The 25,248-nt window shown below is 64.2% G+C and carries 19 protein-coding genes; 16 read left to right on the top strand and 3 right to left on the bottom strand.

Going from position 1 to position 25,248, the window contains the following annotated elements; translation table 11 throughout:
* The first annotated feature begins 82 nt into the window (after positions 1-82).
* The 7 genes from K8I61_20550 to K8I61_20520 all read left to right on the top strand — a co-directional run bounded on the left by K8I61_20550 (position 83) and on the right by K8I61_20520 (position 8,372).
* Positions 83-931 (top strand): aminotransferase class IV, encoded by an 849-nt coding sequence (locus K8I61_20550; GenBank protein MBZ0274434.1) that lies wholly within the window; start codon positions 83-85, stop codon positions 929-931.
* 43 nt (positions 932-974) lie between these two features.
* Positions 975-1,214 (top strand): type II toxin-antitoxin system HicB family antitoxin, encoded by a 240-nt coding sequence (locus tag K8I61_20545; GenBank protein MBZ0274433.1) that lies wholly within the window; start codon positions 975-977, stop codon positions 1,212-1,214.
* Complete coding sequence (locus K8I61_20540) at positions 1,211-1,441, top strand: type II toxin-antitoxin system HicA family toxin (protein ID MBZ0274432.1); 231 nt, start codon at positions 1,211-1,213, stop codon at positions 1,439-1,441. Before K8I61_20545 ends, K8I61_20540 begins: the two co-directional genes overlap by 4 nt.
* A 7-nt stretch (positions 1,442-1,448) precedes the next feature.
* A complete protein-coding gene (locus K8I61_20535) occupies positions 1,449-2,339 on the top strand; it encodes a bifunctional 5,10-methylene-tetrahydrofolate dehydrogenase/5,10-methylene-tetrahydrofolate cyclohydrolase (protein MBZ0274431.1) in 891 nt (296 codons plus the stop codon).
* A 114-nt stretch (positions 2,340-2,453) separates the two neighbouring features.
* Positions 2,454-2,831, top strand: coding sequence for a DUF423 domain-containing protein (locus K8I61_20530; protein ID MBZ0274430.1), 378 nt, complete (start codon positions 2,454-2,456; stop codon positions 2,829-2,831).
* Between the two features lie 168 nt (positions 2,832-2,999).
* Positions 3,000-5,129, top strand: coding sequence for a hypothetical protein (locus tag K8I61_20525; protein MBZ0274429.1), 2,130 nt, complete (start codon positions 3,000-3,002; stop codon positions 5,127-5,129).
* 1,863 nt (positions 5,130-6,992) lie between these two features.
* Positions 6,993-8,372: an NAD(P)-dependent glycerol-3-phosphate dehydrogenase gene (locus K8I61_20520; GenBank protein MBZ0274428.1), complete on the top strand. Its 1,380-nt coding sequence runs from the start codon at positions 6,993-6,995 to the stop codon at positions 8,370-8,372.
* 4 nt (positions 8,373-8,376) lie between these two features.
* Here the strand turns inward: K8I61_20520 and K8I61_20515 are convergent, their stop codons facing one another.
* Entirely contained in the window at positions 8,377-10,305 is a 1,929-nt protein-coding gene (locus K8I61_20515; GenBank protein ID MBZ0274427.1) for a hypothetical protein, read from the bottom strand.
* 286 nt (positions 10,306-10,591) lie between these two features.
* Here K8I61_20515 and K8I61_20510 point away from each other — a divergent pair, with 286 nt between their 5' ends.
* The gene (locus tag K8I61_20510) at positions 10,592-12,385 is read left to right on the top strand and encodes a hypothetical protein (GenBank protein MBZ0274426.1); all 1,794 of its coding nucleotides are present in this window, start codon (positions 10,592-10,594) and stop codon (positions 12,383-12,385) included.
* Positions 12,382-12,711: a hypothetical protein gene (locus K8I61_20505; protein MBZ0274425.1), complete on the top strand. Its 330-nt coding sequence runs from the start codon at positions 12,382-12,384 to the stop codon at positions 12,709-12,711. Before K8I61_20510 ends, K8I61_20505 begins: the two co-directional genes overlap by 4 nt.
* 194 nt (positions 12,712-12,905) lie before the next feature.
* On the opposite strand, the gene K8I61_20500 is transcribed toward K8I61_20505, so the two are convergent.
* Entirely contained in the window at positions 12,906-13,580 is a 675-nt protein-coding gene (locus K8I61_20500) for a hypothetical protein (GenBank protein MBZ0274424.1), read from the bottom strand.
* 338 nt (positions 13,581-13,918) lie between these two features.
* Here K8I61_20500 and K8I61_20495 point away from each other — a divergent pair, with 338 nt between their 5' ends.
* The 4 genes from K8I61_20495 to K8I61_20480 all read left to right on the top strand — a co-directional run bounded on the left by K8I61_20495 (position 13,919) and on the right by K8I61_20480 (position 17,724).
* Positions 13,919-14,248: a hypothetical protein gene (locus K8I61_20495; GenBank protein ID MBZ0274423.1), complete on the top strand. Its 330-nt coding sequence runs from the start codon at positions 13,919-13,921 to the stop codon at positions 14,246-14,248.
* Positions 14,249-14,348: 100 nt separating this feature from the next.
* Positions 14,349-15,269, top strand: a complete 921-nt coding sequence (locus K8I61_20490; GenBank protein ID MBZ0274422.1) for a hypothetical protein — start codon at positions 14,349-14,351, stop codon at positions 15,267-15,269.
* A 338-nt stretch (positions 15,270-15,607) separates the two neighbouring features.
* Positions 15,608-16,969, top strand: a complete 1,362-nt coding sequence (locus K8I61_20485) for a hypothetical protein (protein MBZ0274421.1) — start codon at positions 15,608-15,610, stop codon at positions 16,967-16,969.
* Positions 16,969-17,724, top strand: coding sequence for an RluA family pseudouridine synthase (locus tag K8I61_20480; protein ID MBZ0274420.1), 756 nt, complete (start codon positions 16,969-16,971; stop codon positions 17,722-17,724). Before K8I61_20485 ends, K8I61_20480 begins: the two co-directional genes overlap by 1 nt.
* On the opposite strand, the gene K8I61_20475 is transcribed toward K8I61_20480, so the two are convergent.
* The gene (locus K8I61_20475; protein ID MBZ0274419.1) at positions 17,668-18,420 is read right to left on the bottom strand and encodes a PHP domain-containing protein; all 753 of its coding nucleotides are present in this window, start codon (positions 18,418-18,420) and stop codon (positions 17,668-17,670) included. The genes K8I61_20480 and K8I61_20475 overlap by 57 nt on opposite strands.
* A gap of 37 nt (positions 18,421-18,457) precedes the next feature.
* Here K8I61_20475 and K8I61_20470 point away from each other — a divergent pair, with 37 nt between their 5' ends.
* Genes K8I61_20470 through K8I61_20460 form a run of 3 tightly spaced genes read left to right on the top strand, consistent with a single transcriptional unit; the run spans position 18,458 to position 25,209 of the window.
* On the top strand, positions 18,458-20,437 hold the full coding sequence (locus K8I61_20470) for a hypothetical protein (protein ID MBZ0274418.1): 1,980 nt from the start codon (positions 18,458-18,460) through the stop codon (positions 20,435-20,437).
* A 15-nt stretch (positions 20,438-20,452) separates the two neighbouring features.
* On the top strand, positions 20,453-22,675 hold the full coding sequence (locus K8I61_20465; GenBank protein MBZ0274417.1) for a hypothetical protein: 2,223 nt from the start codon (positions 20,453-20,455) through the stop codon (positions 22,673-22,675).
* Complete coding sequence (locus tag K8I61_20460) at positions 22,663-25,209, top strand: beta-N-acetylglucosaminidase domain-containing protein (GenBank protein ID MBZ0274416.1); 2,547 nt, start codon at positions 22,663-22,665, stop codon at positions 25,207-25,209. Before K8I61_20465 ends, K8I61_20460 begins: the two co-directional genes overlap by 13 nt.
* The last annotated feature ends 39 nt before the right edge of the window (positions 25,210-25,248 follow it).

Below are 25,248 nucleotides of genomic sequence, written 5' to 3'. Positions count from 1 at the left end.
CACAGGGAAGACACGGAGGACACGGAGATTTGTTCCATTCCTCCCTTTGCGTCCTTCGCGTCTTCGCGGTGAAAGTCCGTCGTTGAACACCGTCTATCTCAACGGCCGCTTCGTTCCGCTCGCCGACGCGCGCGTATCGGTCGATGATCGCGGGTTTCTCTATGGCGATGGTGTGTTCGAGACGATGCGCAGCCGCGGCGGGCGCGTTGTCGCCCTGGATCGGCACATGCGGCGACTTTTCGCCGCGTGTGAGCGTTTGGCGATCCGCGTTCCCGAGTCGCCGCGCGAAATGGGCGACGCGATCATGCGCACCGTGGCCGAAAACGGCGGCGGCGATCTGTACGTGCGTCTCACGGTGACGCGCGGAGAGCACGACGGCGCGCCCGGGTTCGCGTGCGACGCCGAGCCGACGCGGGTCATCCGCTGCCGCAAACTTATCGTGCCGCCGCCGGAGGTGTACGAGTCCGGCGTGCCCGCGGTGACGATGCGCATCAACCCGCGCCACGGCGCACCGGCGGCGGCGCTGAAGTCGGTGTCGTTTATCGATTACGTCATCGCCAAGGAGTGCGCGCGTCAGGCCGGGGCGTTCGAGACGATCCTCGTCGACGCGGACGGGTTTGTCGTCGAGGGCGCGTCGAGCAATGTGTTCGTCGTGCGCAATGAGCGCGTTTCGACGCCGCCGGACTCGCGCGGGCTGCTGCCGGGCGTGACGCGCTCGCTCGTTCGCGACGCGGCGGCCTCGCTTGATATCCCTTACGTGGAGGAGGACGTGCCCGAGGCGGCGCTCGCGTCCGCGGACGAGGTGTTCCTGACGAACAGCATCGTCGGCCTGATCCACGTGGCCTATCTCATCGACCCGAACGTGCCGAAAAACGCGCCGCCGGACGTGTCGCGAAGATTGCGCGCGGCAATCGGGAAATTCGACGGTTGAGGCGAAGGAATTTCGAGGGCATACTCGCTCCCAGGAGTGCATCATGGCGACGGCGCAGCACCAAAAATTTGTGGCGATCGTTAGGCGCGACGACGAGTCGGGCAAGTTCGTTGCGGAAATTCCCGCGCTTCCCGGTGCGCTGACCGAGGCGAGAACGCTCGAGGAGTTGCGCGAAAATCTGCGTGAGGTCGTCGCGCTTTATCTTGACGACCTCGATAAATTCGAAAATGAAGTGACCTCGAAGTTTGTGGGATTTGAAGAGATAGAAATCGTCCGCGGATGAGCCATTTGCCGCTTCTGACGGCGAAGAAATTCGAGCGCCTTCTTTTCAGGCTCGGCTTTGAGAAAATCCGGCATGTCGGGAGCCACGCACGTTATCGGCATGCCGACGGTCGCAACGTGTCGCTGCCGTTCCATACCGGTACGTTTTCCAAAAGCCTCACGATGGATATCCTCCGAACGATCAAATTGACGCACGAGGAATACGACGAAATGGTGAGGCGTAAATGAGGGCCCCATGACCGCCACGATCATCAGCGGAACCGAAATCCGCGGGCAGATTCTTGCCGAAATCCGCGACGAAACCGCTTCGTTGTTCGAGGAGCACGGCGTCACGCCGGGGCTCGTCACGATCCTTGTCGGCGAGGACCCCGGCTCGCAAAGCTACGTCGCCGCGAAGAACAAGACGGCGAAGGAACTCGGCTTTCACTCCGTGCAGGAGACGCGCCCGGCGACGATCACCGAGGACGAGCTGCTCGCGCTCGTGCAAAAATACAATGACGACCCCGCGACGCACGGCATCCTCGTGCAGCTTCCGCTTCCAAAACACATCGACGAGACGCGCGTGCTCTACGCGATCGATCCGAACAAGGACGTGGACGGCTTTCACCCCGTCAATGTCGGGCGGCTCGTCATCGGTGAGTCGATCTTCCCGCCGTGCACGCCCGCCGGCATCCAGGAGATGATCCTGCGCGCGGGCGGAAAGACGGAGGGCGCGGAGGTCGTCGTGGTGGGGCGCAGCAATATCGTCGGCAAGCCGGTGGCGATCATGCTGATGCAGAAGGCGAACGGCGCGAACGCCACCGTCACCGTGACGCACACGCGCACGCGCGACACCGCCTCGCACACGCGCCGCGCGGATATCCTCATCGTCGCGGCGGGCGTGCCGAGAGCCATCACAGCGGACATGGTGAAGCCCGGCGCGATCGTGATCGACGTGGGCGTCAACCGCGTCGGCGTCGCGGCCTCCGGCAAGGCGAAGCTTGCGGGCGACGTGGATTTCGACGCGGTGAAGGAGGTCGCGGGCGCGATCACGCCGGTGCCTGGCGGCGTCGGCCCGATGACGATCGCCATGCTGATGCGCAACACCCTGCGCGCGGCGAAGTTGGCGGCGAAGATCAAGAATTAACCACGGAGAACGCAGAGGACACAGAGGGGAATGAGGTAAGGTCATGCCGAATCGAATGCGGAGGTTTGCGATGACTCTCTTTGCTCTTTTCTCTTTTCGGTTTTCCGAATCGCGATGACCGCCCGCACCGTCCTCATCCTCGCCGGCGTCATGGGCTTTTTCGCCGTCGCGCTCGGCGCATTCGGCGCGCACGGGCTACGCAAGGTTACGACGCCCGATCTCATCGAGGTGTGGGAGACGGGCGCGCGCTACCACATGTATCACGCGCTTGCGCTTGGGCTTGTGGGGCTGCTTTTGCTGCGTGCGCCGAATGTGTGGATGTCCACCGCCGCGTGGTGCTTCCTCGCCGGAATCGCGCTTTTCTCCGGGTCGCTTTACGCGCTCGCGCTTTCCGGCGTGCGCATCCTTGGCGCCATCACGCCGTTCGGCGGCTTCGCGTTTCTGGCGGGCTGGGTCACGTTTGCGATCGGTGCGTGGAAGCTGAAGGGCTGATCGGCGTATCGTTTGCCGTTTTTCGGAAGGTTTTGTCGCCATGGTGGGGCGGTGTTGACCGCTCGCCGGCGCTCGCGGTACTGACATCGCAACTTGCCCTCCTCCGCTTTGCATTTGCCCGGCGCGGTGGCAGATTCCGCCTAACGTAGATTTCGCCGGGAGTCCGTCATGGGTTTGCGATGGCGTCTCGCGTTCACCTTGCTTGCGTGCGTTGTGTCGATCGTCGGCGCAGCCTCTTGCTCGTGCGGCGACGACGACGATGACGATGATGCGGTGCCGTCCGATGACGACACGGCTTTCGACGACGATGCTGACGACGACACCGGCGACGACGACGCGGATGACGATATGTCCGATGACGATACCGGCGACGACGATGACGCGGACGATGACGACGATACCGACGACGACACGGAGATCGATAATTCCGTCCTCGGCGTGTGGGATGTGACCGGAACGGACGACGCGCTTGGCGCGTACGCAGGGCAGGTCGAGTTCTACAAAAAGGACGGCGAGGTCGTTTTCGCGCGAAGCGTCCACTACGCCGCGGAATCGTTCGTGGCCGACGAGGGTGCTTACGAGGTGTGGTCCGGTTGGGAAGGCACGGCGGAGCTTGCCGGCGAGGGCGCAACGGCCGAGGTCGTGTTGCGTCGCAACGACTTCGTGACGCACGTCGATACCCTGGCGCGCACGGACGACGACAAGGAAAAGGAAGTCGTCACCGGCGCGTTTACACCCGCGAAGGCGAACGCGCTGACCGCAACGTACGCCTCGACGCCCGCGGGCCTCGTGTCCGCGACGGAATCGCTGACGCGCGCCGGCGAAAACGGCCAGCCGCCCGTCTTCGATTTTGACGACACGTTTTATCCTTCGCATCCCGCGCCGCCTGCGTGGCTGCACGATCTTCTCTTCGATCTTCTCGCGAACTATCACGCGCTGCCGTTTTACGACGATTACCGCGACCGCCCGGAGTTTGACGCGGGCATCCATTTTTTTCCGCACTTTCGGACGGACTACGAGTGGTATCGCGAAAACCCGATGAAACTTCGCGTCGCGAACAAGATCGTGGACGACATCAGCCTGACCGAAACGATGCTGCGCGCGCGCGCTTTCGGCCACACGCTCGGCGAGAAGGCCGCGATGATGGACGCCGAAACGCCGGACAAGTATCTCATGGAAGCGGGCATGATCGCGCGATACGTGATCGGCTCCGATCCGCCCGACTGGCTTGATGAATACGACTCCACGCTCTGGACGGGCACGTATCTGGCGAGCCAGGCGTTTCGTTATCAGACGACGGGGGAGGCCGACGCGCTCGACAACATGATCCGCGCGCTGTCAGCGCTATTCATCTGCGTCGACATCACCGATGACCCTGCGATCTTCGCGCGAACCGTGCGCCCGATCGAGGACGGAACTCCGGGCGACCCGGCCTGGATCGCGGGCACCGGCGATCTGGATGGACTAGAGTGGCGCACCGGGCAGAACAACGACATGGCCAAGGGGATCGAATACGGATTCCTGATGGCGCTGCTCACCTTGCCCGACGATCCGGCGTACGACGATCTGCGTGACGGCATTGCCGCGCGCTCGGTGGCGCTTGTCGAAAACGATCCGGAGCTCAAGGACGGCTCGTTCAACGAGCTCATCATGAGCGGTATCGCGTATCTCGCGACGGGCGACGACACGTATCGGCAGCGTTACGACAGCCTGTTCAACCCGGCCTACGAGCTTTGGGTGCGCGCCGGCAACGGCATGTTCTATCTGTGGGGCATCTCCGACTGGAGCGGCCAGCATCTCAACACGGTCGGCATGTTGACCCTGCAACTGCTCGCCGACGCGATGGATGACGCGCCGCGCCGAGCGCTCATCCGCGCCGGCTGGGAGGCCGGAATGCACAACACACCGGCGACGCGATACGTGTTGTTCCCCATCGCCGCATACGCCTTCGGCGATCCCGGACCCGGCTACGACAAAATCTTCGAAGAGGCGATCTGGGGTTTGCGTGAGGTGCCATATCCCAAGGGATGGTTCTACACGGACTATCGCATCGACCCGGGCTGGTGCGCCTCGCCGCTGCCCGCCCTTTTCTGGAAGTTCGATTGGCTGCAGGGCGGCCGGCATCAAGCCTTGTACGCGCGCCCGTATTTTGAACTGAACTCCTCATCATGCCTGTGGACGAACAACCCGCTCGAAGTGGGCGGCGGCGGCGTGGGCAACTGGATCGACGCGAGCGCGGATTACCTGCACGCCTACTGGCTTGCGCGGCGATATGGATTGTTGACGGCGAGCGACTGACGCGCCGCTTTGCATTTGCCGCGCGTGGTGGCAGATTTGCGGGCAACCGCGCCATTTGAGGGAACCATTCCATGCGCCATCGAACGCCGTACCTGCTCGCGATTCTCGCGTGTCTCGTGATTTGCCTTTCCGCCGCTTCGTGCTCGTGCGGCGACGACGACGATGACGATGACGATAATACCGCACCGTCGGACGACGACACCGCGTTCGATGACGACGCTGACGACGACGACGTGGATGACGACACCGGCGACGACGACGCGGATGACGACACCGGCGACGATGACGCGGACGACGACGACGCGGACGATGACGACGATACCGACGACGACACGGAGATCGACAATTCCGTCCTCGGCGTGTGGGACGTCGCCGGCACCGACGACACGCTTGGCGCGTACGAAGGGCAAGTCGAATTCTACGAAAAAGACGGCGAAGTCGTCTTCGCGCGAAGCGTGCGATACACGGCGCTGACGTTCGACCTGTACGAGGACGACTACGAGGTCTGGTCCGGCTGGGAAGGCGCCGCGACGATCGACGGCGAGGGCGCGACCGCCGAAGTGACTCTTCGCCGCAACGATTACATCACGCAGGTCGACACGCTCTCGCGCACGGAGGACGACAAAGAAAAGGAAGTCGTCACCGGCGCGTTCACACCCGCGAAGGCGAACGCGCTGACCGCAACGTACGCATCCACACCCGCCGGGCTCGTGTCCGCGACGGAAACGCTCACGCGCGCCGGCGAGTCCGGCGCAACACCCGTGTTCGATTACGACGACGAATGGTATGCCTCACACCCCGCGCCGCCGGACTGGCTACAGGGCCTCATCTATCCGCTCTTGTCGGGCTATCACGCGCTGCCGTTCTACGACGACTACCGCGACCGCCCCGAGTTCGAAGCGGGCATTCATTTCTTCCCACACTTCCGCACGGACTTTGACTGGTATCGCGAAAATCCGACGAAGCTGCGCGTCGCGAACAAGATTGTCGATGACATCAGCCTCACCGAGACGATGCTGCGCGCACGCGCGTACGGATACACGCTTGGCGAGAAGGCCGCGCTGTTCGACGCCGAGGCGCCCGAAAAGTTCCTCATGGAAGCGGGCATGATCGCGCGGCACATCGTCGGCTCAGACCCGCCGGACTGGGTGGACGAATACGACTCCACGCTCTGGACGGGCACGTATCTGGCGAGCCAGGGATTCCGCTATCAGACGACCGGCGACATGGACGCGCTCGACAACATGATCCGCGCGCTCGAAGGCCTTTTCGTGTGCGTCGATATTACCGACAACCCGGCGATCTTCGCTCGCACGGTGCGCCCGATCGAGGATGGCGCGCCCGGCGACCCGGCGTGGATCGCCGGCACGGGCGACCTGGATTGGCTTGAGTGGCGCACGGGGCAAAACAACGACATGGCCGACGGCCTCGCGTACGGCTTCCTCTCCGCGCTGCTCGCGCTGCCGGACGATCCGGCCTACGACGCCTATCGCGACGGCATCCGCGACCGGGCCGTGTCGCTTCTCGCGAACGACCCGGAGATCGCCGATGGCGAATTCAACGAGATTATCATGAACGGCATCGCGTACCTCGCCGGCGCGGGCGACGCGTACCTTGGCGCGTACCACGCCGGATTCAACCCCGCGTACGAACTGTGGCTACGCGCGGGCAACGGCATGTTCTACGCGTGGGGCGTGTCCGACTGGAGCGGGCAGCACCTGAACACCGTGGGCGTGCTGTCGCTGTTTCGCATCGCGCAGGAGATCGGCGACATGCCGCGCGTGATGGCGATGCTCCAGGGCTTCGAGGCGGGCCTGCGTTTCACGCACAGCGTCCGTTTCGTGCTCTACCCGATCGCGGCGTATGCGTTCGGCGATCCGCCGCCGGGGTACGGCGATATCTTCGAGGAAGCGCTTTGGGGCATGCGCGAGGTGCCATACCCGCGCCAGGCGTTTGCGATGGACTTCCGCATCAATCCCGACTGGTGCGCGTCGCCGTTGCCGTCGCTGTTCTGGAAATTCGACTGGGCCGACGGCGGCCGGCACCAGGGATTGTACGCGCAACCGTATTTCCGCTTCGGCACGTCGTCACATCTGTGGAAGGACGGCCCGCTGCACGTTTCGCGCGGCGTGGAGTCCGTCGTCGATTCGGGCGCGGACTATCTGCACGCCTACTGGATGGCGCGCCGCTACGGCCTTCTCACGAGCGCGGACTAGGGAGGCCAACGTGCGTATCGGCATCGTCGGCGCGGGCGCGTTCGGAACCTGTCTTGGCGCGTATCTGTCGCGCCTGGGGCATGAGGTGCGCGTGTGGGCGTTCGATAAAGGCCTTCCGGAATCGGTCGCTGCGACGCACGAGAACGAAATCTACCTGCCCGGCGTGCCGCTGCCCGACGAGCTGGCATTCACGAATGACATGGGTGAGGCGTTATCCGGCGCGCGACTCGTGATTCTTGCCGTGCCGTCGGCGCACATGCGCAAGGTGGCGCGCGCCGCGCGCGATCACCTGCCGGCGGGTGTTTCGATCGTCTCGACCGCCAAGGGCATCGAGAACGAGACGCTGAAATTCATGCACGAGGTGCTCGAGGACGAACTGCCCGATCACCGCGGACGGCTGACTTTCCTTTCCGGTCCCTCGTTCGCCAAGGAGGTCGCGCGCGGCAAGCCCGCGGACGTGGCGCTCGCCGCGCGGGATATCGGCGTCGCGCGCGAGGTGCAGGCGGTACTGCACTCCGCGCTTTTTCGCGTATACACCTCCGACGATATCGCGGGCGTCGAGCTAGGCGGCTCGCTGAAAAACGTTCTCGCGATCGCGTGCGGCGTGTGCGACGGCCTCGGTATGGGCGCCTCCGCCGTCGCGGCGCTGATGACACGGGGCCTCGCGGAGATGACGCGCATGGGCGTCGCGCTTGGCGCGAATCCGCTGACCTTCCTTGGCCTCGCGGGCGTCGGCGATCTCATCCTTACCTGCACGGGTGAGCTGTCGCGAAACCGCACGCTCGGCAAACGCATCGCGGCGGGCGAGCGCGCGGCGGATATCGTCGCGGGCCAGGCCGCCGTCGCCGAGGGCTACGTGACCGCGCGGCCGGTTTATCAGCTCGCGCAAAAACATGGCGTGGACATGCCGATCAGCGCGGCCGTTTATCGCGTGTTGTACGAAGACGCCGACCTGTTCGAGGAGGCGCGCCTCCTGATGAACCGCGAGCGCAAGGACGAACTGGAAGGAATTTTTCCGCGAATCTGACAGGCTACGATGCCTCCTCAAGCCAGATCGGGCTTGTCCAGACGTGGCAGGTTCCGTTATTTGCCCTGGCGCGAACGTAATACCACGCGTCGCCCTCGTTCCGATCCGTGAATGTCCATCGCGTGCCCGGCATGTATTCGTCGACCGTTACCACGGTTTCGCCATTGCGGACGAGCGCGATCTCCGTTTTCGCGTCGTTCGACACCATCCGGAAGCGCAGAACGCGCGGCATTCGGGCGGCCATCGCGACGACGCTGCCCATCGGCTGTTTGTTCAAAGTGAACTCGAGGTGTACGCGGCAGCCGCTCGTGGCGTAGGTGCGCCGATCGCGCATCGCCTCGTACACGCCGCGCGCGTCGACGGTGTCGACCGCGAAAGCGGTCAGTCCGCCCGGCGATGCGGAAAATTGCGTGTTGCCCGGCCGCCCGTCGTGCGAATCGCCCGCCGCGATGAATGCCACGCGCATTCCGGCGTCGAGCGCGTCATGCACCGAAATCGCGAATGGGGTGGACGCGGGCGCCAGCGGGCATTCCCGGCACATGTTATTGCCGTGCGCGGAGTAAACCTCGATCGCCAACTCCGCCGGCAGGCTGGGCCGCAGCGTCTCGGTTCCCATCCCCGCGGCCAGCGTCGAGTGTGCCGCCGTGACCAGGTTATCCATGCCGTAGAACTCGAGCATTTTTTCGTAACTTACCATCATTTCGCTCGTAGCCATGCCGGCGTAGTCCTCTTCCCACATCGTGTGCGCGCCGCCTTCGCGGCCCACCGGCACGTTTTCGGCGCGTTTCGCGTCGAAAAAGTACGCGATCTCGTGGCCGCGCCAATTGATCTCGACTCCGTCGACCGTCACGAAGCGACCCGGCTCGTGGAACCGCCGCGTCGCCGCGAGTTGTTTCGTCCATTCTCCGGGCTCCAGTTGCCAATCGTGCGTCGTCAGCGACGCAACATCGAGAAAGGACACGTCGCGCGCGTACCGATAGTAGTTTTCCGGGCTGCCGACCCCGTCGTCGAGCGCGCTGTGCCCGTGAATATCGCCCCACACGACGCGGCGCGCGGCGGGATTGTCGGAAACGAACGTCGGATTAGGCCGCGCCTGAAAATCGATGTCGCCAGAGCGCGCGCTGACGAAATGCCGCCACACGCCGGGATCCGGCGCCTTCGCGATCGGAATCCGGATGGTCGCGGTTTCGGTCTTCGGTTTCGCGATCGTCTTGATCGTTCCCGCCGTTTCCGGATGGCTGCGGCTCAGGATGGTCAATTCGTCGATCTTGCCCGCGGGATTGCCCCAAAGGTCTTCGAGCCGGCATCCCACCGCCGGCACGGCGTCGCGCGGGACAAACGTATCCGCGACGCACGCAAGGCGCTCGGGCTCGGCCGCGCGAACACGGACCTTGCTGACGGTACTGATGATGCCGTGGTAATCGTCGGCATCCGTATCGGCCAACACGCGAAAGGAGAAGTCATCCCGAACCACGCGGGGCGCCTCGATATCGTTGATGACAAACCGGATCGAGCGGCCGGCGGGAATGCCCTCCTTCGGCGCGGTGACCACCACCGCGCGGCGCGCAAATTCGGTGGACTCGATAAAAACGGGCAGGGGGGTCTTCCCCAGCGACGCCGTCACATAACCGGGCTCTTCCGGATTCTCGGCCTGGTAAAGCTCGCGCGGGGTCTGGGCGCCGAAGTAGTAGTGGGGAAATCGAACGACCACGCGGCCGTCCTCGAGGAGGGGCTTGTCGAGACGCACGTCGATCGTCCAGGTGACGCGTGAACCGACGCGGACGGTTTTCGGTAAAACCTCGACCGTGCCCCGGACGAATTCCGGTCCCGGCGGGCGGTAATTGCGGATCGCCAGGATCGCCGCAATCGTGACGACGGCCACGACGACCACGCCGGCAAAAAGGGAGAAACGGCTCGAAAAAATTCGCGACAAGTAATCGCCACCACCAAAGAGAACGGGCCGACGATAAGCGAATTCTCCCGCCAATGACAAACGTTTTGTCCCGCGGGACGCGTTTGCGGCGCCGGTTCAAGGCGCCGATCGGCATGCCGAAAAGGCGGCAGACGCGAGAATCCGGCCAGAAAAGCCGACGTTGGCATGCCCTGGGATTATTGTCCGGGACGCGGCCGGGAGCCTGACGGTCGGCGTCTTGGCGCGCTATGATTGGGAATATCCGAATGAACGGAACAATCCGGAAAAACCTGAGGAGCCGGGCGCGGTGACCGCGAGCGCCGGTTCGATCGCGCGGGCGGCCGGCACGTGGCACGTCACCGGCGCGCTTGCCGCCGGGTGCGTCGTCCTGCGTCTTTTGGTGCTCAACCGCGGACTCGTGTGGTTCGACGAAGGCGAGGTCCTCTACTACGTCGAACGCATCTTGCGCGGCGAGATCCCCGCGCGCGATTTCGCCATCAACTCCTACGGCCTGGTCCGTTATTACGCGCTCGCGGCGTTGTTGTCGGTCACGGGCGTATCGTTGACCGCGCTGCACCTGATCTGGATCGGCGTCCAGGCGGCGGCGACGATCGCGCTGCATCGGCTGGCGCTGCGCGCCGTGTCGCCGCTTTTTGCGCTTGCGCCGCCCGTCGCGTTTCTGCTCGCTCCCGGACCCGCGCACAAGGCGTTCTGGGTGCTCGGCATGCTCGCCGCCGCGCTGGCCGGACACGGATTCGTCACGTCGCCCGCGCGGCGCGGCGCCCTCGTGCTTGCCGCCGTGGTCTTCGGCGCGACGCTCTTGCGCCTGGATATCGGCGCGGCGGCCGCCGGGGGCGCGATGCTCGCCTCGTGGCTCGTGCGTCGGCGAGGTGAACACGCACTCGCGAAATACGCCTTCATCGGCGCGCTGGCGTCCCTGGCGCTCGCCTTCGCGCTGCCGATCGCTTTCCACGCGGCGACCGGCACGATATCCCCGGCGCTCGCGCAATTCGCCGACGAGGTGCAAAAGAATCTCGCCATTGAGGAGCCGCGCATGCCCGCGCCGTGGACCGCCGTCACCGGCCCGCGCCGCCTGGATGCGCTGCTGCTGTGGTGGCCGATCGTCGCTCTCGCCGCGATGGCCGCGCACCTGCTTTTCGCTGGGAGCGCAGGCGTCCCGCCCGCTTCGAATGCGACGTTGTCCTCCGGGAGCGCAGGCGTCCGGCCTTCTTCGAAAGAAAAAACCGCCGGGCCAACCAACCCCCAAAAACCACGCGATCTCGCCGGGTCGACGGGCTCCTCCCCGGGACCGCAGGTGTCCTCACCTGCTTCGAAATACACCCGCGCCCGCCTCGCCGGCCACGCCGTCGTCGCGCTTGTGTGCCTCGCCGCGGCGCACCCGATCCGCGTCAAGCCCGACATCTCCCACGCGCTGCAGGCCGCGCCGTTTGCCGTGCTGCTTTCGGCCATCGTCCTTCAGGCGCTGCGCGATCATCTGGCGCCAAATCCCCGCTGGCCGCTTTCGACCAGCCTTGTGGCGGCGCTCGTTTTCGCGTCGGTCCTGCCGTTTGCGGCCGCGGTCACGCACCACCCGGCCGATCCCTACACCGGCGCCGTCTCGAACCGCTTCGCACGCGCGAGGTCGGTGCGCATCGGGCGCGACACGCTGCGCCTGTTCGAGCACGAGGCCATCGAATTGCGCGACCTGCTCACCGAGATCAACGCGCTCGGCGGCGAATGCGATCGCCTGTTCGCGCCGACCAATCAACCGCTGCTCTATTTCCTTTCCGGCCGGCGCGACCCGACGGGCTATCCGTCGCTCGTCTTTTATGCCGACAGCGTCGAGAGCCAGGACCGCGTCATCGAGCGCCTTCGCCAAAATCCGCCGCGCGTCGTGGCCTACATCGACGATTCCATCGAGGGCGACGCCCGGCGCCTCGCGAACGCCGCGCCCATCGTGCGCCGCTTTCTGTACGAAAACTTCAAACAAGCCGCCACGGTGGGCCATTTCTACGTGCTCGAAAACCGAAACATTCCGGACCCGGCGGGAATCTGCGGGCCGAAACCAACTCCGCTGGCAACCGCGGACGATGCACCATGATCGCTTCACGCGCAGACGCCGCCCATTCTGAGGCGGGCGTCGACCTCATCACCGGCCCGGTCGCGGACGTGACAACGATCCACCGGAAAAAGAACACGACGGCGCCCTATACCGGCAACGTAACGATGCGTGGTATAACGTGCACGGGCGAAAACGCCGAGGTGAATGTGCAGCCGGAAGACTGGAACGAGACGAACGACGACGACGCGAACGGCCCGTTCAATCCAACGGACGGCGCGGGCACGTGGAATCCGCGGGAGGCGCACACGAACGACCTGCGTCTCGATCTCGTGATCGAGGATTCGGCGAGCGTGGAGGCGGGATGACCGGCCAGGAACGCCGAAGCGGAGACGCCCTTTTTAAGGTCCGGGAGACACGTTTATGAAGCAAGTCGCAAACGAAAGACAAAGACAACCCGCCACGACGACGTCTCGCCATTCTTTTTGGACAACAATTGCACGATTAAAGAGGGGGAAAATAGGTGACTGTCCCCGTTTTTTTCCGTTTTTTTTGCCTTAAATTATTTGAACTTTAGCATTAAGTTATATCTGCTAATATATCCGAATATATGCGGAGAAATAGTTGGACACGCCAGCGTTATGCCATCTTGCCCTTTCTCGAATTCTTTTTTAATATTAATAGTTCCGCCAAGTTTATAATATTTCGCAAGCGATCCCCGTGTTGCTTTGACGTAGACATTTCTTTGCGCTTGAAATTCAGTGATATTGCGCTGATTCTGTAGGTGCTTTGATAGCGGCATAATTTTTTTGGTATCTTCCATGGATCCATATAGCTTGATTTCTGCAAGCAGCAATTGTTCAAAATTGTGGCAAAAATATTTTAGTGCTTTTTCGGGATTTTCCTCGCTATCGTCTGTCCCTATTCTTTTTCGATATTGCTCCCGTTGTAGTGATTTTAGATCGCGTTCTTTTTGTAGCTTTAATTCGTGGCACGCCGTAAAGTCATATCGAAGATGGTAATTATTGTATATATAAGAATCCATTTCGCATTTATAGGACAAGATGTCAAGCTTATCTCTGTTCTGAGCTTTCATTTGTTCAATGTTATTATCAATTGAATTTATTGCCGACTCAGCTTTCGCGGTCCGGTCTTCTGGCTTGATCTGCGGTGCCGGATGATATAGTTCGCAGCCGCCAGCTACAAGGCAAATTGCTGCCAAAATTAATTTATTCATCGTAAAAAAACCGTGACAGGTGCCTGCTAGATTCCCCATTCCGCGCAAAAAACTGACCTTGGCCTAGTGGTGCTGGGCCTCGCTCCGCTGTTAATTCGCGTACCACGCTCACATTCCCCCTTGCAAATTTGACGCATTCTATCCGCTTACTCGATCGGAGAGAACCCCCCGCGCCCGCGGTGCGAGTCGCCGACCGCGAGCGGGGTCGCCGCGGCCGGCGCGCTGCGCCCTTGCGGCCCCGTGCGTTTCGTTTTAGGCATACCGCGTGTCCGATTCGGACGCCGCGCCGGACGCCTTCGGTTGCTTGGGGCAGGCGGCGCGGAGCGAGGGGCTTTTCGATGCGCGTTCTGGTGATCGACAACTACGACTCGTTTACCTACAACCTCGTGCAGGCGCTCGGGACGCTGGGCGCGGACGTCGTGGTGGTGCGAAACGACGCGAAAAGCGCGGACGAAGCGCTTGCCATCGATCCGGGAAAAAGGGGACAGTCACCTATTCTTTCCGATCGCCGGCCACGATGGAAAATGGGGAAAATGGGGGAAAATGGGGACAGTCACCTATTCGTTCCGATCGCCGGCTCACGGCAAAAACGGGGCGGCCGATCACTCATGTTCGCGGCTCTGTTCGCCGCTCTGATCGCCGCGGCTCATCCGTCCTCCGTCTCGTGACGATCGCCTGACGCAAATCCGTTCGCACGGTGGCTTTTGGGATCGGTTTCCGGCTATGCTGTCACGCTATTGTAGCCTACGGGGCCGGAAGGACAGGAACATGAAACGCCTTTTGATTTTCGGGCTGGCTTTGCTTGCCCTTTGCGCGGGCCTAATCGCCGCGCTGCCGGCAAACGCCGGATTCATCGATTTCGAAAACGGCTGGGACGGCGGCAAGATCTTCAGCACGATCACGGGCTTGCAGTTCACGAACACCGCCGGCTACGACTGGCTCTACGGCGACTGGCGCACCAACGACTACAACGGCAGCTATCCCAACGGCGCGGTCACCGACCTCTATCCCATCCCGACGCAGTTCTTTTCGAACGGCAATTTCTTCGCGTGGCTCGGCACCGATCAGGGCAACGGCGTCATTAGCTTCACGCAGTCCTATGCGACGTATTTCGAGCTTGGCTACTCCGTCAGTTCCGGCATCACGCTGACCGCCTACGACGAGTTGGGGACGGTGCTCGATCAGGAAGTCGGGATTTATGACAACCTCGGCACCGGCCGGCTCGACACGCTGCGCGTGGAAGCGCCGGGCATGGCGTACGTCATGGTTTCCGGCACCGGCAACAACTGGCTGATCGACGACATCTCCACCGACGCCATCCAGGAATGCGTCATCGATGAGCACTGCGACGACCACGACTGGTGCACGGGCGCCGAAACGTGCGTGAACTATCATTGCGTCGAGGGCGAGGCGCCCCTTTGCGAGGACGACGGCCTGTTCTGCAACGGCGAGGAGTCGTGCTCCTTCAAGGACCAGGATTGCGCGCATTCCGGCAACCCCTGCGCGGAAGGCACGATCTGCGACGAGGCGACCAAATCCTGCCTCTCGGAGGAGGACGAAGACGATACCCCCGACCTCACCGATGACGACGACGAGTCGGACCTCGATCCGAACATCGGTACCGAAGAGGAAGAGGAAGGCGCCGGCTGGCCCGAGGGACAGGTCACGGGCGGCTGCTGCGGGAGCTAGGCCAGCGTTCAGCGGTCGGCCATCAGCGATCGGCCAACGGAGATCGGCCATCAGCGATCGGCCGTCAGCGATCGGTCATCGGCGATCGGCTATCAGCGGTCGGCCATTCGTAGGGGGCTGTCATCCTGAGCGAAGCGAAGGATCTCGCCCCGCGCCGGCACGATTGTAGGCCCTTCGCTTCGCTCAGGGTGACAAACCGCGCGGGCGCTGTTGGGTCCGCGGTCCGAATTCCGCGATCGAGAATCCGAAATCCAAAACGCGGCGGCTACCCGGCCGCCGCGTTTGCGTTGTCAGGCGTGCGCGAATTTGCCACCATGGCGCGCATCCGGGAGGGGTCCATGAAATCGTCTCGCTTCGTCTTCGTGTTTCTCGTGGTATTCGCGTTCGCTTTCGCCGCCGGCTGCTCGTGCGGCGATGACGACGACGACGATTCCTCCTCCGGCGATGACGACGCCGATGACGATACGCAAGGCGACGACGACGCGGACGACGATTTCGACATGGACGACGATTTCGACGACGACGCCAACGACGACGACGCGGATGACGATGCGGGCTGCGAGGAACCGGCGCCGTCCACGAACGAGCACACCCTGCTTGGCATCACGTACCTCGAAGCAGGGGCGGCGGGTCTTGCGCACGCCGAGTTCGTTCAGGCGCTCGCGGACGACTCCTCCGACGCGGACGCGGCCTACGGTCTGGTGCTCGCCGGCTTCCTCATGGAAGCCTCCACGATCGACGTGATCGTCACGTACATCAACTCGTTCATGGGCTTCCACGAGCCGCCGACCAAAGCCGCGTCCGACAGTCTGCAATCGGTGATCGACGCGGTTCTGGACGCGGCGTTCGACGGGCTGGTCCTTCAGTTCACCGAGGACGTTTTTCAGCTCGGCCCGCAGCTTCAGGAAGCGGAGTGCCTCTCGTTCGAGCTGGCCGAAATGCCGATCATCTTCGACTTCGAAACGGTCGTCTCGCCCGGCGGCGACGACTGGGATCAATCCGAGATCGCCGCGGTCATGGGCTTCACCGGCGGATTCGGCGGGCTCATCCGCCTTATCACCGTGCTCGATTTCGATCTCGACTTGTCCTACATTTTCGGCCTCGCGGAGATCAACTGGGGCAGCTACGACGTCGGCGAAATCATCTCCATCGTGGTCGATATCCTCTACGAAATCCTCAACGACCCCGCGTTCCCCGACTTCCTGACGCGCGACACGGACGGGCAGGCCGCCTTTGAGTTGTCGCAGATCGAGCTTGGCCTTGGCTTTCGCAACGCGGGCGACACGTTCGACATCGTACGCTCGGAGACCGACGATCAAGCCGGCGACATCATCCGGTACATCGACGTCAACGGAAATTTCGTGTTCGATGCGTTCGACCATTTCGATATCCCGTTCTTCGGCGAACTCGACGAGGCGGGCATGGGATCCGCGCTCGCGTTCGAGGTGATGTTCAAGGGCCTCGCCGATAGCCTCCTCGACCGCACGGGCGACGACACGCAGCCCGGCGTCGATACGCCGTTCCCGCTGGCTTACGTCAACGGCGTGCTGTCGTCGCTCGGAATGCCGGCGATCCTGCCGAACGTCACGATCGATCTGGCGGGCTGGTTTGAGGACTCCACGCCGACGGGATTCCGCGACGACCTGCGCGGCTTCGTGAATCTGTTGCACGCGCTGCTGCCGCCGCCGCCCCCGTATTGATGCGCCCCGGTCGAACGCACGGCGCGTCGTTCGGCGAGCCGCGCGTCGCATACGAAGACAACCACGTTATCGTTTTCGACAAACCGCCCGGCCTGCCGGTGCAGGGCGATCGCACCGGCGACGCGTGCCTCGTTGATTTCGCGCGCGACTACCTGAAACGTACCTACGACAAGCCGGGCAACGTCTACGCGACAGCGGTGCATCGCATCGACAGACCCGCGTCGGGGCTCGTGGTCGTCGCCAAAACGGGCAAAGCCGCCGCGCGCCTGTCGGCCGCGTTTCGCGAGGGGTGGGTCGAGAAGATCTACCTTGCCGTTGTCGCGGGTTCGCCGGGCGAGGGGGCGTTGACGCACTACCTCAAGAAAGATCGCCTCACGAACGTCAGCCGCGTCGTCGGCGCAAACGAGCCCGGCGCGAAGGAAGCGACACTGCGTTACGAAACCATCGCGACGCACGGCGCGCGGACGCTTGTCGCCGTCCGCCTTGGCACCGGACGCAGCCACCAGATTCGCGCGCAGCTCGCGCACATCGGTGCGCCGATTGTCGGCGATACGAAATACGGCGGCCCCGGCGGGCTTGGCGGAGCGATCGCGCTTCATGCGGCGATCGTCGCGTTCGGCCATCCGGTCGGCGGGCGCGAGGTGCGCGTCGCCGCGCCGCCGCCCGATTTCTGGACCGAACGGTTCGGGGATCTGGCCTCAAACGCCCGGCGTCTTGTCGCCGAGCGGGGCGCGCCGATCCCAAAGGCGACGTAGCGGCACGCCGCGCCTGTGCGCGCGGATCATCCGCCCGACGCGGATCTGCCCGAGCGTGTTGCCGTAAGCGAAGTTGACAAGCGAGCGCGCCATGGCCTCGCGCTTGCGCGCGACGATCGTGCCGCGATGGAGCTTTTCGAGAAAATCCGCCGGTCCGTCAAACGGCTCCATCAGCACGTATCCCGTGCCCGCGCCGCTTATCGCATGTGCGTCCGACCCCGCGCCGCGCGCCTTGCCGTAAGCGTTCGCGACAAGCGCCGCGTCGCGGTCAAACGCGGGATCGGCGTTACGCGCGTTGACGCACTCGATGATGTCGATGTGTTCGAGCACCGCGGGCAGCACGCGCGGATCGATGCGCGTCGGCACCACATCGATCATCGGGTGCGGCAAAAGCGTCAGCCCGCCCGCGTCGTGGATCGCCTTCGCGGTGTCGATCGCGGACAGCCCCCGGGGGATGTCGCGGTCGAGAAACAGTCCGATGATCTCGCCCTCGCGCGATTTTACCTCGCACGAAACGATGACGCGAAACGGCGGATCGAGCTCGGCGACCGCCAGCGCGCCAAGGCGCGTGTTGTGATCGGTCACCGCCACCGCGCCGAATCCAAGGCGTGTGTAGACCTCGACAAAGCGGCGCGGGTTCATCTCGCCGTCGAAGCTGAAATTCGTGTGGTTGTGCAAATCGACCTTGATGCGCACGAGCCGAGCCTACTACACTTGGCGCCGTTTCAAACGCATGAACGCTCAACCTCCCAACGCAACCGGCGACGTGGCGCGCGCGCCCGCGACCGTGCGCCTTTCGTCCGAATATCTCGCCGCGATTTTTTTCGGCGCGCTTTTGTTCGTCACGTTCCTGAAGGTGCACGATTACGACCTGTTCTGGCACGTCAAGACGGGCGAGCAGATTCTCGAGCGCGGCGAGCTGGCGTTCCCCAGCGTCGTGACGCACACGAACGACGGCCGCGTCATCAAGCATCACGACTGGTTGATCGAGATCGTGCTTTATGGCCTCTCGCGCCTGGATTCCGTCAACGTTACCGGCCTCATCCTTTTTCAGTCGCTTGTCTTTGTCGGCATCTACGCGTTCCTCTGGCGGCTTGGGCGGTCCGTTGGCCTGGCGCCGGCGATCGTCGCGCCGATTCTCGTCGCGTCGTTTTTGGTCATCCGGTTTCGGCTCCAGATCCGCCCCTTCATGATTACGTACCTGATGCTCGCGGCGTTCATGTTTTTTCTCGTGCGCGCGATGCGCCAAAAGGATGCCGACTTCCGCGTCTTCGCGGCGTTGCCGCTGTTGGGCGCGGTGTGGGCGAACAGCCATCCGCTCGTCGCGCTTGGGGTTTTTCTTTCGGGGCTCGCGTTCGCGATCTCGGCGATCGCGGATGGACGCGCGCGGGCGCTCACGATGAAAACGCGCGTGCTTCTCGGCACGTTTCTGCTCGTCGCGGTCGTTTCGGTGTTTTCGACGATGCATCCGGGCTTCAACTACGCGCGGCTCTGGTACAACCTCACGCAGTACAACAAGCTCGTCGCGACGGATGAGGAGGTCGCCACGAGTTTCGCGCTGCATCCGGAATTCTTCGGGATGCTCGCGGCCGGCGCGATCGCGACGCCGTTCGCGATCCGGCGCGGCCGGTGGTTTTCGCTTGCCGCGTTTTGGGTTTTCGGCCTGGTGGCGTTAAAGACGGTGCGTTTCGTCGGCGATTTCGCCGTCGTCGCCGTGCCGCTTTATTTCGAGGTTCTCGCGGACCGGCCGTTCGCGGGTATCGTCGAGCGTATCTCGCGCCAGCGACTCGTGCCGGTGTTGTCGGCCGCCGTGCTCGCCGCGGGGTTCGTGCACGCCCATCGCACGCTGCCGGCATGGGGCGCGGGGATCGATTGCTCGCGCCTGCCTTGCGACGCGGTGACATTTCTCGAACGCGAGGCCGCCGACCTGCGCCTGTACAACGACATCGCGTTCGGCGGGTACGTCGAGTGGCGCGCCTGGCCGCGCCTGTCGGCGTTTTGGGACACCCGATTCGAGGCGCAGCGGCACCTATTCGAATTGTTGCCGCGCGAAAAGTTTCCAGAGTGGCTGGCCGCCAAAGGCATCCCTGTCGCGCTTTTGGCGAACAAGGGCCCATACGAACCCAAGCCCCTGATGGCGATCGAGCGCGAGATCGTCGACGCGCCGCACTGGGAGCTTGTGTGGATCGACCGGCGCGCGATCGTGCTGGCGCACGTCGAACCGGCCACCGCCGATCTGAGCGAGCGCGCGTTTCGCACGCTCAAACCGTGGGAGCCGATGTATGGCCTTCGCGGCGCCGGCGAGGCCACGCTCGTGCAAGCGCTTTCCGAGGCGCGCCGCGCCGTGGCCGACGTTGCCGACACGCACAACCTGTTCATGCTCGCCACGGTCGCGCGGCAGGCCGGCGCGCGCGAAGCCTCGATCGAGGCGGCGAGGGCGTGCGTCGATACCGACGAAAAAAACGGAAGCTGCCACGCGCTGCTTGGGCTGTTCGCGCTCGAGGCGGATAACGTCGGCGCGGGGCGCGCGCACCTGGAGCGCGCGGTGATCTACGGGGCGTGGGACGCCTCGACCTGGACGAATCTCGGCGTCGCGCGCCTTCGCACCGGCGATCCGGCCGGGGCGCGCAAGGCGTTCGAGCACGCGATCTGGGTCGATCCGAACTTCGCGCCCGCCCGCGAGAATCTCGCGCTTCTCGGTGCTTCCAAATAGTTGGAGTCTGATATCATGCCGGCCATGAAATGCATTCGGGCGCGTGTGATGGCGACGTTATGGCTTGCGGTCGGCCTTCCCGCGCCGGCCCTTGCGAGCGCGCCAGGCGACCTGGCGCCGACGTTTTCCATCGAATGGATCGACGGCTTCCCCGTGCCGTTTCAATCGGGCGTGCCGCTGCCCGATTTCGATCCGCAGGATCACGATACGCTCGACCTTTCCGGTACGTGGAAACGCGAGCGCGTCGATCTGGATCATGACATCTCGTTCGGCGCGCGCGACGCGGACGGTATCGCCGCGCTCGAAGCCGAAGCAGCCGGCCGATTCGAATCGGACTACGACGACTCCGCGTGGGCGACGCGCGAACTACCGGGCCACGAGGGCGATCTCGCGGGAGACGAGTCCGGCATCCCCGAGGGCTACCACGGCGGTGTTTGGTATCGCCGCGCGATCGACGTGCCCGCGGACTTCGACGAGGTGGTGCGTCTCGTGTGCCTGGGCGCGAACTACATCACGGATCTGTGGGTGAACGGAGAATGGGCCGGCGTGCACGAAGGCGGCGATCTGCCGTTCGCGTTCGACGTGACACCGCACGTCGTGCCGGGCGAGCAGATCGTATTTGCGATCCGCATCGACAAGCCGTTTCCCGGCGCGCGCCAGGACGCCATCCCCGCGTGGTTTCTGATGGACTGGTGGAGCTATACGGGCGTGTTGCAAGACATCTACCTCGAATCGCTGCCCGCCGTTCACATCGTCCGTGCCGACGTGCGGCCGGTCGGCCGGCGCGGTTTGATCGACGTGCGCATCGTCGTCGCGAATAGCGGCGCCAACGCCGTCGATGCGCGGGTGGGCATCGAGGCGCTCATCGCCGATCGCACAGGCGGCGCATGGCTTGGCGATCCGCGCGCTTCGGCGATCGCGGGCGAGGCGGCGGTGTTGTCGGGCGGCGCCGCGACATTCGTGACGATTCCACCGGGTGGCGTCCGCGTCGTGCATCTGGTTCCGCGAATCGAGGATGTCGCGCTATGGACCCCGAACGAACCGAATCTTTATGTGCTGCGTTCGACGCTCGAGATCGACGGCGCGCTCGCCGACGAACGCCACAACCAGTTCGGCGTGCGTACCGTGGACGCGCGCGAGGGCAAGATGTTCGTGAACGATCGCGTCGCGTTTTTCCCCGGCGTGGCGCGGCACGAGGAGTGGCCGGACACCGGCCGCACCGCGACGTTTGAACGCATCCGCGACGACCTCGACGTCATCCTCGATCTCAACGCGATCTTCCTGCGCACGGGCCACTACCCCAATCATCCGTACACGTACCTGCTCACCGATCGCATGGGCCTGGCGGTTTGGACCGAGCTGCCGGTGTACTGGATGATGGGCTGGAACTGGGGCTATCAGACGTATCGCCGCGTGCCGCAACAGATGTTCCGCGAGATGGTGTTCATGGGCCTTTCGCGCCCGTCGATCCTCGTGTGGGGTACGATGAACGAGTGCCCATTCGTGTTCACGCCGCAGATCCGCGACTACAACGCGTCGCTCATCGACGATCACGCGGCGTACGACGATGGCCGCATCGTCAGCCAGTCGCCGGCCGCGGACCTGGGCTGGCAGATCCTCGCGGCAACGGTGAACGATCTCGATCTCGCCGGATGGACGATGTACTACGGCGTTTTCTACGACGACGATCCGTACGCCGACACGCTGGCGTTCGTCGCCGAACACCAGGCGCGTTTCCCCGACGTGCCGATGGTGGCGACCGAGTTCGGCTACTGGTCGGAGGCCGACGACTCCGAGGCGCAAAAGCAGAAGGATGTCTTCGACGACACGTGGGTGGCGTTTGCCGAGATCGCCGCGTTGACCGAGGAGGGCGAGGTGAACCCCGATGGAATCCTCGCGGGCACGAGCTGGTGGACGGCGTTCAACTGGTTTACGAAAAATGGCCTGCCGGAATTTTTTGCCACGCCCCTTCAGTCGATGGGCCTCATCCACATGGATCGCACGACGTGGAAGCCCGCGGCCAATGCGCTCGCCGCGGCGTACGCACCCTACCGCGCGTTCGGCGGCCTGGGGCCGATGCCGCCGGATGACGACGTGGATGACGATACGACTGATGATGACATGGGCGACGACGATAGCGGGAACGCAGACGATGACGACTACGCTTGGGATGGCTGTCCCGATTGTTGGAATGACGATGACGACGACGATGACGGAGGATGCGGATGCGGTTGCTGAATTTGCGAAGCGCGACGGGTGTTGTCGCCGCGTTGTTCGCGATGCTTCTTGCGGCGACGCCCGCGTCATCGGAACCGATCGACCTGGCGCCTTACGCCCGCATCGTCGCCGACCGCACGCACGAAACCTTCCTCGGCTTCTGGCCGAACGAGCGCGAGGACGCGGCGTACACCATCCGCGACGAGCGCGGCGACACGTCGTGGAAGCCCGCTCGCCAGGGGCGCGTCACGCTGACGCTTGATTTCGCGCCGCTCCTGCCGGACGGCTTCGTGCCCGATCGCGTGGAGATGGACTGGAACCCTCCGCCGGGCGGCGGCATCCAGGCGCGAGCGTTTTCGTATTGCGGCGCGCTCGCGAACGACGAGGTCATCGTCGCGCCGAATGACGACATCGTTTTTGGCGCCGGCAAGGTTGCCAGGTGCGTCACGCTGACGATGTACGACGCCGGCCCCGCCGCGCTCGTGAGGCTGCGCGTGTTCGCGCGTGAGCTTGGCGTGCCGCCCGCCTCGGCGCGAAGCGTCGTCGTCACCGAAACGGACGGCGCGCTGCATCTCGCCTTCACGCTTGCCGATAGCGCGAACGCGCCGCAGATCGTGCGCGTTCATTACACGGATTTCGGCGACGCGCCGACGCCGGAAAATCTCATCGACGAATTTCCCGCGCGCGAGACGTGGGACGGCCCGCTGCCGGATTTCGCGAACGCGGAAGCCGTCATCGTGACACTGCGCGCCGACGGAACGGAAAGCCGCACGACGCGCGTGGAGATCCCGTGGCGCATCGAGCCGGTTTTCGCGCAAAGTGGCGTCGTCGAGGGCTTTTACGGCACGCCGTGGACGCACTCCGAGCGCCGCGCGATGATGCGCCTGCTCGGACGCGCGGGGCTTGGGCTCTACATCTACGGCCCGAAAAACGATCCGCTGCATCGCGACGAGTGGCGCACACCGTATCCGGACGAGGACATCGCGCGTTTCGCGGAACTGCACCGGCTGGGCGAGCGCGTCGGCGTCACGTTTTCGTTCGGCATCAGCCCCGGCAAAGACATGGCGATGGAAGACGAGGCCGAGCGCGCGACGCTCATCGGCAAGCTCGCGCCGTTCGTCGACGCGGGCTTTCGCCATTTCACGCTGCTGCTCGACGACATCGAGTTCGACCTGGCCGAGCCGGTCGACGGCGCGCTTGGCGCAAAGCACACCGACCTCGCGAACTGGCTGCGGCTGACGCTTTCGGACATGGCCGGCGAGCGCGTTGCGATGCTCGTCGTGCCGACGGTGTATTCGACAAACCGCCAGGAGAGCTGGGCGGGCGGCGACGATTATCTCGATACGCTTTTCGCCCTGCACCCGGACATCGGCGTGATGTGGACCGGCACGGAAACGTTCAGCCAGACGCTTGCCGCCGCGGACCTCGCCGACGTAAACGCGCGCGTCGGGCGCGAGGTGGTCATCTGGGACAACGAGCATGCCACCGATGGCGGCGATGCCTTCGTCGCCAAGGTGTACCTGCGGCCGCTCACCGGCCGCGCGCCGGATCTCGTGGACGCGATCGGCGGCCTGGTCGCGAACCCCATGATCCTCGGCGCGGCCGATCGCCTCATCGTGCCGAGCTACGCGGACAATCTGCGCGATCCGGACGGCTACGACACGAACCTCGCGCGAGCGCGCGCCGCCGGGATGGAAGGCGCGCATGCGTTCGACGAACAGCTTCTGCAATTCCTCGCGCTCGCGTTCGACGGCAACGGCGGTTCGGGCGTGCGCGGCGTGGCGTTTCCATCGAACGGCGTCATGGAGGCGCACGTCGCGGCGTTCAAACAAGCGGTGTCCGCGGGCGACCCGAACTCGACGATCGCGGCGGGCGGCGATCTTGTCGCGTACGCGGCATCAATGGCGACGGCGCAAAATCGCCTGCACCATTCGGCGCTCGACCCGTCGCTTGTGGATGATCTGTGGTATCCCGCCGACCGGCTCACGCACGAGGGCTATCAGCTTCTGTACCTGCTCGCGTGGTACGGAACGCACCTGGCCGGCGCGCCCGACCCGGCGCTGCTCGACGTGTCGAACCTGTTCGCGGGCCTGGCCATCGGCGACCGCTACCAGCTCAGCCTGTTCGTCGTCGATTTGCTGCGCTTCTTTTTGATCGACCGCCTGCCGGAAGCCACCGAATTCGTCGCGCCGGCGATCGGCGCGCCCGAACGCGCGTTTGTGGAGGTCGGCGCCACGTATCGATACCAGGCGTCGAGCGCCGCGCGGGTCGACGTTTACGGCATGCCCGGCGCGGACGTTTTCGGCGGCGTGCTATCGTTCACGCCGGCGCACGCGGGCACGTATCACGGCATTGTCGTGGCGCGTGACGCAAGCGGCTACGCCTTCCGCGATATCGCGATCACGGCGACGCCAAAGAGCGACGCGGTATCCGACCCCCCGCCATTCGATCGCGGCAGCGATGACGACGACGACACGGACGATGACGGCCAGGACATCGCGCCGGACCTCGAACCCGACGATGTGGACGAACACGACAGCGGCTGCGCGTGCTGACAGGGTTCACGCCCAGGCGCGGAGTGCGCGGAGAGAGAT

This window comes from bacterium, from assembly GCA_019912885.1.
Classification (GTDB): domain Bacteria; phylum Lernaellota; class Lernaellaia; order JACKCT01; family JACKCT01; genus JAIOHV01.
The sequence above is the reverse complement of the archived record's forward strand: the minus strand, read 5'-3'. Positions and strand labels throughout refer to the sequence as shown.

What these genes read in the sequence shown, in the direction of transcription:
- K8I61_20545 (MBZ0274433.1), top strand. Translation starts at nt 975, where the DNA reads ATGGCGACGGCGCAGCACCAAAAATTTGTGGCGATCGTTAGGCGCGAC.
- K8I61_20540 (MBZ0274432.1), top strand. Translation starts at nt 1,211, where the DNA reads ATGAGCCATTTGCCGCTTCTGACGGCGAAGAAATTCGAGCGCCTTCTT.
- K8I61_20535 (MBZ0274431.1), top strand. Translation starts at nt 1,449, where the DNA reads ATGACCGCCACGATCATCAGCGGAACCGAAATCCGCGGGCAGATTCTT.
- K8I61_20530 (MBZ0274430.1), top strand. Translation starts at nt 2,454, where the DNA reads ATGACCGCCCGCACCGTCCTCATCCTCGCCGGCGTCATGGGCTTTTTC.
- K8I61_20525 (MBZ0274429.1), top strand. Translation starts at nt 3,000, where the DNA reads ATGGGTTTGCGATGGCGTCTCGCGTTCACCTTGCTTGCGTGCGTTGTG.
- K8I61_20520 (MBZ0274428.1), top strand. Translation starts at nt 6,993, where the DNA reads ATGCGTTCGGCGATCCGCCGCCGGGGTACGGCGATATCTTCGAGGAAG.
- K8I61_20505 (MBZ0274425.1), top strand. Translation starts at nt 12,382, where the DNA reads ATGATCGCTTCACGCGCAGACGCCGCCCATTCTGAGGCGGGCGTCGAC.
- K8I61_20500 (MBZ0274424.1), bottom strand. Translation starts at nt 13,580, where the DNA reads ATGAATAAATTAATTTTGGCAGCAATTTGCCTTGTAGCTGGCGGCTGC.
- K8I61_20495 (MBZ0274423.1), top strand. Translation starts at nt 13,919, where the DNA reads ATGCGCGTTCTGGTGATCGACAACTACGACTCGTTTACCTACAACCTC.
- K8I61_20490 (MBZ0274422.1), top strand. Translation starts at nt 14,349, where the DNA reads ATGAAACGCCTTTTGATTTTCGGGCTGGCTTTGCTTGCCCTTTGCGCG.
- K8I61_20485 (MBZ0274421.1), top strand. Translation starts at nt 15,608, where the DNA reads ATGAAATCGTCTCGCTTCGTCTTCGTGTTTCTCGTGGTATTCGCGTTC.
- K8I61_20480 (MBZ0274420.1), top strand. Translation starts at nt 16,969, where the DNA reads ATGCGCCCCGGTCGAACGCACGGCGCGTCGTTCGGCGAGCCGCGCGTC.
- K8I61_20470 (MBZ0274418.1), top strand. Translation starts at nt 18,458, where the DNA reads ATGAACGCTCAACCTCCCAACGCAACCGGCGACGTGGCGCGCGCGCCC.
- K8I61_20465 (MBZ0274417.1), top strand. Translation starts at nt 20,453, where the DNA reads ATGCCGGCCATGAAATGCATTCGGGCGCGTGTGATGGCGACGTTATGG.
- K8I61_20460 (MBZ0274416.1), top strand. Translation starts at nt 22,663, where the DNA reads ATGCGGTTGCTGAATTTGCGAAGCGCGACGGGTGTTGTCGCCGCGTTG.